The sequence below is a fragment of the Cellvibrio sp. UBA7661 genome, assembly GCA_002483365.1.
Classification (GTDB): Bacteria; Pseudomonadota; Gammaproteobacteria; order Pseudomonadales; family Cellvibrionaceae; genus Cellvibrio.
In genome coordinates, this window is sequence record DLHT01000005.1 from 107,657 (window position 1) to 119,983 (window position 12,327).

The 12,327-nt window shown below is 46.2% G+C and carries 12 protein-coding genes and 1 tRNA gene; 2 read left to right on the plus strand and 11 right to left on the minus strand.

The features are described from left to right. Nucleotides 1-3: 3 nt before the first annotated feature. From B2739_RS02985 to rpe, 3 genes are all read right to left on the minus strand, one after another. On the minus strand, nt 4-585 hold the full coding sequence (locus B2739_RS02985) for an aminodeoxychorismate/anthranilate synthase component II (protein WP_331344395.1): 582 nt from the start codon (nt 583-585) through the stop codon (nt 4-6). After that, entirely contained in the window at nt 582-2,096 is a 1,515-nt protein-coding gene (trpE, locus tag B2739_RS02990) for an anthranilate synthase component I (RefSeq protein ID WP_331344617.1), read from the minus strand. Before trpE ends, B2739_RS02985 begins: the two co-directional genes overlap by 4 nt. Nucleotides 2,097-2,469: 373 nt before the next feature. After that, nucleotides 2,470-3,150, minus strand: coding sequence for a ribulose-phosphate 3-epimerase (gene rpe, locus B2739_RS02995; protein ID WP_331344396.1), 681 nt, complete (start codon nt 3,148-3,150; stop codon nt 2,470-2,472). Nucleotides 3,151-3,283: 133 nt separating this feature from the next. Here rpe and B2739_RS03000 point away from each other — a divergent pair, with 133 nt between their 5' ends. Next, nucleotides 3,284-4,438: a DUF3530 family protein gene (locus B2739_RS03000; RefSeq protein ID WP_331344397.1), complete on the plus strand. Its 1,155-nt coding sequence runs from the start codon at nt 3,284-3,286 to the stop codon at nt 4,436-4,438. 329 nt (nt 4,439-4,767) lie between these two features. Here B2739_RS03000 and B2739_RS03005 read toward each other — a convergent pair whose 3' ends face one another. The 7 genes from B2739_RS03005 to ftsH all read right to left on the minus strand — a co-directional run bounded on the left by B2739_RS03005 (nt 4,768) and on the right by ftsH (nt 11,271). After that, entirely contained in the window at nt 4,768-5,505 is a 738-nt protein-coding gene (locus B2739_RS03005; RefSeq protein ID WP_331344398.1) for a tRNA-uridine aminocarboxypropyltransferase, read from the minus strand. Nucleotides 5,506-5,601: 96 nt separating this feature from the next. Continuing rightward, nucleotides 5,602-5,686: transfer RNA gene (locus B2739_RS03010), tRNA-Leu, on the minus strand. 18 nt (nt 5,687-5,704) lie between these two features. Beyond that, the gene (gene secG, locus B2739_RS03015) at nt 5,705-6,100 is read right to left on the minus strand and encodes a preprotein translocase subunit SecG (protein ID WP_331344399.1); all 396 of its coding nucleotides are present in this window, start codon (nt 6,098-6,100) and stop codon (nt 5,705-5,707) included. Between the two features lie 39 nt (nt 6,101-6,139). Continuing rightward, on the minus strand, nt 6,140-6,895 hold the full coding sequence (tpiA, locus tag B2739_RS03020; protein ID WP_331344400.1) for a triose-phosphate isomerase: 756 nt from the start codon (nt 6,893-6,895) through the stop codon (nt 6,140-6,142). A 161-nt stretch (nt 6,896-7,056) separates the two neighbouring features. Beyond that, nucleotides 7,057-8,394: a phosphoglucosamine mutase gene (glmM, locus tag B2739_RS03025; RefSeq protein WP_331344401.1), complete on the minus strand. Its 1,338-nt coding sequence runs from the start codon at nt 8,392-8,394 to the stop codon at nt 7,057-7,059. Nucleotides 8,395-8,429: 35 nt separating this feature from the next. After that, on the minus strand, nt 8,430-9,218 hold the full coding sequence (gene folP / locus B2739_RS03030; protein WP_331344618.1) for a dihydropteroate synthase: 789 nt from the start codon (nt 9,216-9,218) through the stop codon (nt 8,430-8,432). A gap of 148 nt (nt 9,219-9,366) precedes the next feature. Beyond that, nucleotides 9,367-11,271, minus strand: coding sequence for an ATP-dependent zinc metalloprotease FtsH (ftsH, locus tag B2739_RS03035; RefSeq protein ID WP_331344402.1), 1,905 nt, complete (start codon nt 11,269-11,271; stop codon nt 9,367-9,369). A 206-nt stretch (nt 11,272-11,477) separates the two neighbouring features. Here ftsH and B2739_RS03040 point away from each other — a divergent pair, with 206 nt between their 5' ends. Then, nucleotides 11,478-11,780 carry a YhbY family RNA-binding protein gene (locus tag B2739_RS03040; RefSeq protein WP_331344403.1) on the plus strand — a complete coding sequence of 101 codons (303 nt, stop codon included), beginning with the start codon at nt 11,478-11,480 and terminating at the stop codon, nt 11,778-11,780. A 67-nt stretch (nt 11,781-11,847) separates the two neighbouring features. Here B2739_RS03040 and greA read toward each other — a convergent pair whose 3' ends face one another. Next, nucleotides 11,848-12,327, minus strand: a complete 480-nt coding sequence (greA, locus tag B2739_RS03045) for a transcription elongation factor GreA (RefSeq protein WP_331344404.1) — start codon at nt 12,325-12,327, stop codon at nt 11,848-11,850.

Sequence of the window (12,327 nt, forward strand, 5' to 3'; positions counted from 1 at the left end):
GAATTAATACGCGGTTAAAAAATTACGCAGCATGTCATGCCCGTGCTCAGTCAAAATTGACTCAGGATGAAATTGCACACCTTCGATCGCGAGTGTCTTATGTTTGACTCCCATGATTTCTGCCATGCTGCCATCTTCATTTTGTGTCCACGCTGTGATTTCCAAACAATCCGGTATTGATTCCTTTTCTATTACTAATGAGTGATAACGTGTTGCTTGGAACGGATTTTTCAAACCGGCAAACACACCTTTGTTGCTGTGATATACCGGTGAGGTTTTTCCATGCATTACAAATGGTGCGCGAATCACTTTACCACCCAATGCCTGACCAATACTCTGATGCCCCAGACACACTCCCAGCAATGGAATTTTACCGGCGAAAGCCTTGATCGCATCAATTGAAATACCTGCTTCCGTGGGCGTACATGGCCCGGGTGAAATCACAATTTTTTCAGGTGCTAACGCAGCAATTTCTTCAACAGTGATTTCATCATTACGCACAACTTTAATATCGGCACCCAACTCACCAAAGTATTGCACCAGGTTGTATGTGAAAGAATCATAGTTATCAATCATCAGAATCATTTTGCATCACCTTTCACTACTGCGTTATTTGCACTACCTGCCGCGTTGCCGACCATATCAACTGCTTTGAAAATAGCACGCGCTTTGTTCATTGTTTCTTTCCATTCAAGCGCAGGAATTGAATCGGCCACCACGCCAGCACCCGCTTGAACGTAGAGTTTTCCACTTTTAATAACTGCAGTACGAATCGCAATGGCAGTATCCATGTTGCCATTCCAGGAGATATATCCAACAGCGCCGCCATAGATGCCGCGCTTTTCAGTTTCCAGTTCATCGATGATTTCCATCGCACGGATTTTCGGCGCACCACTTAACGTACCCGCAGGTAATGCAGCGCGCAGCACATCCATTGCACGTAATCCGGACTTTAATTTCCCCGTTACATTAGAGGTGATATGCATAACATGCGAGTAGCGCTCGACCACCATTTTATCGGTGAGTTTTACGCTGCCGATTTCCGCCACACGGCCAACATCATTGCGCCCCAAATCAATCAGCATGAGATGTTCAGCAATTTCTTTAGGATCATTGACCAACTCAACTTCCAATGCTTTATCTTCTTCAGGTGTGTGGCCGCGACGACGTGTACCCGCTATAGGCCGTACAGTCACTTCGCCGTCTTCCAAGCGCGCCAGGATTTCCGGACTGGAACCAACCACATGATGATCACCAAGATCCATAAAATACATGTAGGGCGATGGGTTTAAATTGCGCAATGCGCGATAAAGATTGATGGGCTCTTGCGTGAAATCAATCGACATACGCTGCGAAATAACCACTTGCATGGTATCGCCTGCAAGCACGTAGTCTTTGATCCTATCAACCATTTTGTGAAACTTGGCTGCCCCAACATTAGAAACAAAATGCGGTTCGTTATTTCCATTATTACCCAAGCATAAACTGGGTTTTGCAGGCGTTTCACCCCGCAGTTTTTGCTCCAACTCATCAAGCCGTGCAGTTGCTTTTGCAAATGCATCCTCAATTTCAGGATTAGCGTGGATTACGAAAATTAATTTGCCTGCGAGATTATCGAACACCAGCACTTCGTCAGATACGCTGAGCAAAATATCCGGGGTGCCTATAACATCTTTTGGCATGCTCGCTTTTAAATGTGGCTCTACGTAACGCACACAATCGTAAGCAAAATACCCCACCAAACCACCTGTAAATCGCGGCAAGCCAGGCAATTCCGGCGCACGATAACGCTGCTTGAATTCTTCAACAAACGCGAGTGCATCTGCGCAGGTGTGGGTCTCGACAACAACACCGTCGCGTTCAATTTGAATTTGACCACCAAAGGCTTTGAGTACCGTGCGTGCGGGCAAGCCAATCATGGAGTAACGGCCCCATTTTTCCCCGCCTTGCACAGACTCAAACAAATAAGAATACACACCAGAGCCCAGCTTGAGATAAGAAGAGAGCGGCGTATCCAGATCAGCCAGCACCTCGCGCGTGACGGGAATACGGTTGTAACCTTGAGAGGCTAATTCAGCAAACTGTGCTTGTGTAATTTGGGCCGAATGAATAGTGGGTTCGGAATTCATGACATTACCTTTAATACTCGCCAATCAATATGGGCAAGTTTTTATCTTTAATATTGTATTTGCGTGCCCTATTAAAAAGTCCCCTGAAAGGAAAACATTTAACAGCAGCAATACGCGAACAGAGAAAGGCAAGCTTGGCACAGCACCCGAAATAATAGGCACAGGCAAAGCAAAATGAATTAGCGACGCCATCGGGCGGCAAGGTAGGCAGCGCACTCTGTAATAAGGAAAGTTGCGTGTTTCACGAGGGGGATTCCTGTTTGAATTGAGGGCAAGTGTACTGAATTAATCGGTACATGCCTACCCTCTGCAATCGCTTGCCCGCCTATTTATAACGGTGTTATACCAGCATTAATTGCTGCCTCATTTGAGCGATAACCTCAGCATAATCAGGCGCATTAAAAATAGCTGAACCAGCAACAAAGGTATCCGCCCCCGCTGCGGCAACTTCCCGAATATTGTTCAAGCCGACACCACCATCAACCTCAAGGCGGATTGGCAAGCCACTCGCATCAATCAGGGCGCGCGCTTCGCGTATTTTATCCAACACATATGGGATAAATGACTGACCACCAAAGCCGGGGTTCACCGACATCAACAACAGCATATCGAGTTTACCCATGACGTACTTGATGTGATCAAGCGAGCTGGCTGGCGTCAGAACCAAACCCGCCTTGCAGCCCCTGTCTTTAATCAACTGTAAAGAGCGATCCACATGACGCGACGCTTCTGGATGGAAGGTGATGTAGGTAGCACCCGCATCAGCAAACTGCACAATCAACTCATCAACCGGCTCCACCATCAGATGTACATCAATAGGTGCAGTCACTCCATATTTGCGCAAAGCTTTGCAGACCATCGGACCAACGGTGAGGTTAGGGACATAATGATTATCCATGACATCGAAGTGAATAATATCCGCACCCGCCGCTAATACCGCATCAACCTCTTCACCCAAACGGGCAAAATCTGCAGAGAGAATGGAAGGCGCTATTTGGTAATCCCGCTTAAGATTCGTCATACAATCAAGTCCTGCATACAATTAAAGTCCTGCATAATTATCCCGATAACCTAAGTATCCAGACAAAGTCAGGTGGCTGCGCGCATTCTACGTGATAAGGCTAACCACACAAACCCATTACCCGAGTTGAACCATGCCAGTGAATGCACGGCTAAGGCCAATAAAACATCGCTATTTAAATGATAAATTGCTGATCCTGCTCGGTTTTTTGTGGTTCTTGGCGGCATCAATGTCCCATGCCCAAGAAGAACCCTCAACCACGCTGGATGCAAACACAGAGTCATCAACCAGCGGGGCCTCATCCAGTGCGCGTTCTTCAGAACCGCCGCTTTATCCTTCAAGAGATATTCGCGATAAAACCCTCATAGCCAATGCAATGGACGACGAAGCACAATGGCTGGACACCGAACACGGTAAAATTCTGGCTTTGTATCGCCAAACAGAAGCACGTAAAACCTATGGGATATTGGTGTTATTTCATGCTACTGAAAACCCGCAATCCTGGCCCCCCATCCTGGAAAACCTGCGGACACAGCTACCACGCTATGGATGGGAAACCCTGGCAATCAGCTTACCTCAACAATACCCGGCATTTATTCCAGCGCGACCAAGCTCATCATCCAGCAGCGTTTCAGCATCCAATACGTCTGACGATACAACTGCAAACAATCAACCCGCAGACAGCTCCACCACTGACGAAAATTCTACCCCCACAGAAGATACAACCTCCGCAAGCAGCTCCTCTGCAATTGCCGAAAGCGCATCCAGCTCGGCAGTATCATCCACCATCGCACGCGATGTATTAGTCACAACCTATGTAAACAGCGCATTTGAATTTCTCAAAAGCAGAGGACAATTCAACACGGTTGTATTAGTAGATAACAGCTCAGCAGAATTTGTACTGAAGGATTTATTACCCCAAATACGCGACAATCCAGCAGATCCATCCACGGTTGATGGACCACTGCAAGCTCTGGTAATAACCAACCTGCAACAACAAGAGCACATCAAAAAAGCAGAACTAGAGGAGATTTTTAGTAAAACACAACTACCGGTGTTGGACATTTTCTTTAGCCCTGACAATCAGGAACAGGGAATTGCCCGTGATTTGCACCAAGCAACAGCACTGCGCAAAAAAGTAATCGATTACCAGCAACTGCTATTGGATACCCAACCCAAATTGGTTGAACAAGATCGCCAAAGTTTTTTGCTTGGAAGAATCAGGGGCTTTATGAAACAAAAAGCGACAGGATCTGAAGTAAAAACATCAAACAGCACTGAAAATTAACTATAAAAAAACGGAGCCAACTTCCAGTTGGCTCCGTTTTTTTATGTCATCACAATATGGTCAGCATCCGGCATAACCACATTGTGACTTCTGCAGCCCTAACGCCGCATGACCCGAATAAAGCAAGTAGCAAAATTAGGCGCTTCCCTTGACCCTGCTTGGTCAACCAACCTTCCCTGACGACCTCCTTGTTAAAAGCTATTCTCCAGTAAAAGCAAATAGGAAAATAGTCGCAAACTTCACTAGTTCTTGTAGGAAATCACCCACACCGCACAGCGGTTATTGGCTGGCACGCGGAGGAAAAACGGCAACATATATAGACTTACAGATCAACAGACATAAGGCTTGAGCCGCTGATGCAAAGCACCAATGACAGGAGGCACAGCGCTGCGTGTTGAAAGGTAGTGCAGATTAAAAAGCTGAAAATAATCGAGCAGCACATCTGAAGCCAAGTTCTCACCAGCCATTTGCAAGCAAAGCCCCGCTGCTTCAGCAGTTGAAAGATAATGCTCCTGGTGTGACTTTCGCACCGCATAGCTGCGCATTAACGCTTCAGGCAACACAATGCAAGGAATACCCTCCAACCACCGACTCAAATGAAACATCCGGCCACTTTGTTTCCAGGTTCCATCCAACAATATGAAGGTAATGACTCTATCATCACTGGGTAGCTCATAAATTAGATCACGAGGTTTAGCTGCACCTTCATTTGCATCGGCAGGAAATACGATCACACAATAACGGCGGGGATCAGCCAACAATACCAATAGCTCACGTACAGGTTCGGTACGACTCCAACAAAACACATGGGTTCGGTGAGGAAAAACATCCGCAATCAAGCGGCCACTATTCGTCGGTTTAAAAACCTCATCGCGGTGCATAACCAAAACGAATTCACAACGAGCATCAACCTTTGGGCGCCAAGGGCAAAGACAAGCAAAAATTGCCAACTGACAGCTATTACAGCGAGAAACAGATTTACCTCTTGCCAAAAATTCCCGCGTCGATTCACTCAAGCGTTGTGCGCGCAAACGCAAATATTGATTGGAGTATTCATTAACGCTCATCAATTACTCCCGCCACAAAAAGTATCTACGACAAACCAATTCACTACACCATTTTTTACGCGAAAAAAAAGCGCTCATACTGAGCGCTTTTCATTTTGGTGCCCTGGGCCGGACTCGAACCGGCACAGCATTCGCCACTACGACCTCAACATAGCGTGTCTACCAATTCCACCACCGGGGCATAAAACTCTGAAAGCAATTATTTCTTTTCTTCAACTTCTACTGGTGCAGTCTCATTTTGCACCGCAGGAACATCCGAGGCTGCTGCAGGAACATCTACTGGAACATCAGATGTAGGAATATCCGATGCTGCCGGCACTTGTTGTGATGCAGGAATAACAACACCTTGGGTTGCCACTTTAGAATGATTTTTGGCAATTATTGCCAAACCAAAACTAGTGCAAAAAAACAGCGTTGCAATTATCCATGTTGCACGGGTAAAAAAGTTACCGCTGCCTTCACTGCCAAATACTGTTTGTGATGCGCCAGCACCGAAAGAGGCACCAGCCGCTGCACCCTTACCTTGCTGCAACAAGATCAATCCAATGATGACCAAAGCAGCGAGTGAGTGGATAATAAGTACAAATTTTTCCATACAAAGCTCTCTTGAGCGCTTAGTGTTAGTAGAACGGAATCAGTCTGCCGCTCTACATATTGCTAAAAATTCTTCGGCATTCAAAGATGCACCACCAAGTAAGGCACCATCTATATCAGGCAATGCAAACAACTGTTGTGCGTTGTGCGCTTTAACACTACCACCGTATAGAATTCTGATTTTTTCAGCTAGTTGGCCTAACTGGGCGCGCATAAAACAATGCACTTCTTCTGCCTGTTCTGGTGTTGCAGTCTTACCTGTGCCTACAGCCCATACAGGCTCATAAGCAAGTACCGCATTTTCAAAAACCTCTTTGCCGGTATGGGCAAATACTGCATTTAACTGCCTGTTGATGGTTTCTAAATGTCGCCCTTGCTCTCGATCCTGCAAAGACTCACCAACACATAGTATCGGTATTAATCCTGCTTTTTGTACAGCTACAAATTTTTGAGCTATTTGCTCATCAGATTCATGCTGCATACGGCGGCGCTCATTGTGACCAATAATTACAAATTTGCAATTCAAATCTGCAAGTATCGATGCGGATACTTCTCCCGTAAAAGCGCCTTTATCATGCTCATTTACAGTCTGAGCACCCAGCATGATTGATGTGTTTTTCAGTAAACCACAAACCTGCTGCAAATATGGAAAAGGTGGGCAGATAACGACTTCAGCATTACCTCGCCAGCCAGCAACAATTCTGACCAACAATTCTGCATTTTCTTGCAGACTTCCATTCATTTTCCAGTTGCCAACCACCAGTTGGCGACGCTTGGCGTTACTTGCTTTGTTCAACAGCAATACCTCCCCCAAAGCGGGCGCCAATGGTAGCTAAGATGATTTGAACATACAACCAAATCTTCGCTTACATTCTGATTTTTATCGTTTTTATTGTGCATAAACACACTACAGATAACGATTGTACATAAACCCTACAACTTGCAGGGTTCTTACTCTCAAGAAAGTGCAGACTCTACAATTGCAGCTAGCTCCTGAGCCAATTCCTTTACCTGCTTCTTATCTTCTCCCTCGACCATAACCCTGACTACGGGCTCAGTGCCTGACGGTCTGAGCAGTACACGCCCGGTTCCTGCCAATTTTTCCTCTGTCAGCTTTACTGCAGATTGCACAGTTTCGTTGGTAGCCAGATCAACCCTTTTAGCCATATGTACATTAATCATCACCTGTGGCAATTTATTCATCGCCTTTTTGATACGATGTAAAGGTTCGCCGATGGTCGTTATCGCCAGAAGCACCTGCAGCGCAGAAATAATGCCGTCACCTGTCGTTGTGACATTACTACAAACTATATGACCAGAATTTTCTCCACCCAAGCGCCAACCGTTATTGCGCATCATTTCAATGACATATCGATCACCAACTTTAGCGCGAGCGAAGGGAACATTGAGCTTTTTAAGTGCCAGCTCAAAACCAAAATTACTCATTAATGTACCCACAACGCCGTCACAACCACCGGTATATTCCTGTTGATAGGCCGCGATAATGTAGAGAAGCTCATCGCCATCAACCAATTCACCTTTGTGATCAACAAAGACAACACGGTCTCCATCACCATCAAATGCAATACCAAGGTCAGCGCCCAACTCAATCACCTTTTCCTGCAAGGCTTCCGGTTTGGTTGAGCCGCAACTACGATTGATATTGGTACCATTAGGCTCTACGAAAAGGGATGTTACATGCGCCCCCAATTCAGTGAATACATCAGGGGCAATGTTGTAGGTAGCTCCATTGGCGCAATCCAAAACAACGTGCATGCCTTTGAGATTGAACCCCCAAGGCATAGTACCCTTACAAAACTCAATGTAACGGCCAGATGCATCCGCAATACGGCGAGCCTTTCCTAATTTTTCAGCGGTGGACATTGGCTTTTCAAGCTGCGCCTCAATCAAATTCTCCAACTCATCTGGCAACTTACTTCCATTGCCGCCAAAAAATTTAATGCCGTTATCGACATAACTGTTATGCGATGCACTGATTACTATGCCGGCCTGAGCTTTGAAAGTGCGAGATAAATAAGCAACACCTGGCGTTGGCATTGGCCCCAGTAACCCCACATCAACACCTGCATTAATCAATCCTGCCTGCAAGGCAGATTCAAACATATAACCTGAAATACGCGTGTCCTTGCCAATTAAAATCATATTCTGACCATCAAACCTATCTTTGAGCACACAGCCAGCTGCCCAACCCAACTTGAGCATAAAATCAGGGGTGATCGGAAATTCGCCAACCAATCCGCGAATGCCATCTGTGCCAAAATACTTGCGAGACATAATTCCTTACTCCGCTAATTACCATTACACCGCGACTATTCAGTCACAGCTGCAAGAACATTTAATACATCAATCGTAGCAGCAACATCGTGCACGCGAATAATCGCAGCGCCTCGCTCAGCCGCCAGCATCGCCAATGCCAAACTGCCAGGCAATCTTCCATCAACAGGACGATTCAACAATTGCGCAATCATCGACTTCCGCGACATACCTACCAATACCGGATACCCAAGTGCACCCAATTCCGGGAGGCGTTGCAAAAGCGCGAGATTATGCGCGAGAGTTTTCCCAAATCCAAATCCTGGATCGAGGATAATTTGCTCGCGCGCGATTCCAGCATGAAAACAAGCCTCAACCCGCTCCAGTAAAAATGCCTTTACTTCGTCAACAACATCGCCGTAATCCGGCTTAAATTGCATATTTTGAGGTTGCCCTTGCATATGCATCAAACAAACAGGCAATTGGCTTGCCGCTGCTGCTTCCATAGCCCCCGGCCTCAGCAGCGCTCTCACATCATTAATTAAACCTGCCCCTTTACTTGCGGACTCACGAATCACTGATGACGTACTTGTATCAACAGACACTAACGCATCAAGGTTTGCCACTAATGCTTCAACTACAGGAACAACCCTATCCAGCTCTTCTTGCTCAGACACTGGCGCAGCACCAGGGCGTGTCGACTCTCCTCCAACATCAATAATACGCGCGCCATCTGCCAACATTTGCTCAGCCCTGCGCAAGGCCGCATCGATTGATAAGCGATTATTAATGTAACTATTGCCGCCATCTGAAAAGGAATCAGGTGTCGTATTCAAAATACCCATGACGACGGGACGGGAAAGATCCAGCAAGTGCTTGCCGCATCGAAGAGTTGATGAGTTGGGATCAAACAAATTATTCACCTCAAAAACGGTAATCAATAAAACAAGAACCCCGAGCAAGCCCGGGGTTTTTGATGAGACTGTAATTTATTTAGTGAGTATTGGCTGGGCCACCGATGGGGCCATTAGGAGATTCTCCTGCGTCCTTCTCATGCAAATGACCATTAAAATCATCGTCGTTCCACTCGCGAGGAGGACGCACTTTACGACGAGCCATGAGATCATCAACTTGTTCCGCATCAATAGTTTCATACTCCATCAATGCATCTTTCATTGCTTCCAAAATATCGCGATTGTCTTCCAGAATTTTCTGTGCGCGGGCATAACACTCATTAATAATACGACGCACTTCTTCATCAATATTTTTTGATGTTTCATCCGAGTATTGTTGTGTCGCCATACCTGGATACATTCCCTCTTCCTCACCGTAATGCAGAGGACCCAGTTTTGCTGACAATCCCCATTTGGTAACCATATTACGTGCAATGGCAGTGGCACGTTCAATGTCGTTAGAGGCTCCTGTAGTAATCCCATCGGATCCCAAGGTCATGTCTTCTGCAATTCGGCCACCAAATAACGTACAAATACTGGACTCAAGCGCACGACGACTTAAGCTGTATTTATCGGCCTCTGGTAAAAACTGGGTTACCCCCAATGCACGACCACGCGGAATAATAGTCACTTTATGCACCGGATCATGCTCTGGCACCAAACGACCAACAATAGCGTGGCCAGCTTCATGATATGCAGTATTTTCTTTTTCTTTTTCGCTCATCACCATGGTACGACGCTCTGCGCCCATCATGATTTTGTCACGCGCTTTTTCGAAATCTTCCATAGTGACCAAGCGCTTGTTAGCGCGCGCTGCCATCAGTGCAGCTTCGTTAACCAGGTTTGCCAATTCCGCTCCCGAAAAACCCGGTGTACCGCGCGCGATAACTGACGCACTAATGCGTTCATCCAGCGGGACTTTGCGCATATGTACTTTGAGGATTTGCTCGCGGCCGCGGATATCAGGAAGACCTACGTAAACCTGACGGTCAAAACGACCTGGACGCAATAAGGCTTTATCGAGCACATCTGCACGGTTGGTTGCAGCAATAATGATTACGCCATCATTGCCTTCAAAACCATCCATTTCTACCAAAAGCTGATTAAGGGTTTGCTCACGTTCATCGTGACCACCACCATGACCACCACCGCGATGGCGACCTACTGCGTCGATTTCGTCGATAAAAATAATGCAAGGGGCCTGCTTCTTCGCTTGTTCAAACATGTCGCGGACACGGCTGGCACCAACACCCACAAACATTTCAACGAAGTCTGAACCGGAGATCGAGAAAAAAGGTACTTTGGCTTCACCTGCAATCGCTTTGGCAAGCAATGTTTTACCAGTACCCGGTGGGCCAACCATTAATACACCTCGCGGTATCTGGCCACCCAAACGTTGGAATTTGGATGGATCGCGCAGATATTGAACAAGCTCCTGAACCTCTTCTTTCGCTTCATCAACACCGGCGACATCGGCAAATGTCGTTTTAATTTGATCTTCGCCCAGTAAGCGCGCTTTGCTTTTACCAAAGCTCATAGGACCACCTTTTCCGCCAGCTCCGCCTTGCATTTGGCGCATAAAAAACCAAAACACTGCAATGATAATCAGGATTGGAAAACTGGCGACAAGCAATTGATTGAAAAGGCTGGGTTTTTCCAGCTCTTTACCTTCAAAACTAACCCCATGATTATATAAATCATCGATCAACTTATCGTCGCGCACATAAGGGCGGACAGTGACAAAACTCGTGTTGTCTTGCAGGACACCTTCAATGGTATCGGGAGTAATCACAACCTCGCGCACCCGATCATCTTTAACGGCTGAAATAAACTCGGAGTAATTGAGTGTATTACTGTTAGACGGCTTATTGAAACCATCAAATACGCTAAAGAGGACCACGGCAATGATCAGCCAAAGCACGAGATTCTTGGTTATATCGTTCAAGGAGGAGTCCTCACAGTTACATCACAAAGGTTAAATCACGTTTACTGACATTTTGGGGCATAGCACACAAATTACAAGATGCTGAGCCGGAAGATATTACTTATTCGAACCATCAAAATAGGCTCGGGTTACACGGTCAGGGGAGGAATGGAGTAGAATGCTGCCCTATTTTTCTTAAACCCCATACAGACCACTAAGGTAAGTTTATGCCGATTAGCCCTGAGCGTAAAAAACAATTTCGTACTATTGGCCACAAGCTAAATCCTATCGTGACTATTGCAGGCAATGGTCTAAGTGACGGAGTACTTGCCGAACTTAATCGCGCACTGGATGACCACGAATTAATCAAGGTGAAGCTTGCGATTGCCGAGCGGGAAGATCGCAAAGAAGTTGTTGCTGAACTCGTCGCCCTGCCTAATGTTGAGCTAATCCAGGAGATTGGCAAAGTAGTTTTACTCTATCGCCATAATAAAAGAGCCAACCCCAAGCTCTCTAACTTGCATCGCTAAAACCTGTATATCAGACATAAAAAAACCGCCATTAGGCGGTTTTTTTATGTCTATAAAACTCATTGGATTAAAGGTGTTCAACCTTATCAATCTCATAATCAACGTCGCCACCGGGAGCTCGAACCACAACCACATCGCCTTCCTCTTTACCAATCAAGGCGCGGGCAATGGGTGAGTTGACTGAAATTTTATTGGCTTTCACATCTGCTTCATCATCACCGACGATCTGATAAGTTACAGATTGATCAGTATCCTGATTAATAATGGTCACCGTAGTACCAAAAATCACTTTCCCTGTATGCGGGATTTTAGTGACATCAATAATTTGGGCATTACTGAGCTTGCCTTCGATTTCCTGGATACGACCTTCGCAAAAACTCTGTTGCTCACGCGCAGCAGAATACTCTGCATTTTCCTTCAGGTCGCCGTGCTCACGCGCTTCGGCGATTGCTTGCACAATGCGCGGGCGCTGGACTTTTTTCAGGTCTTCCAATTCAAGCGCTAATTTTTCGGCGCCCTGAACAGTCATTGGGAATTTAGTGCTCAT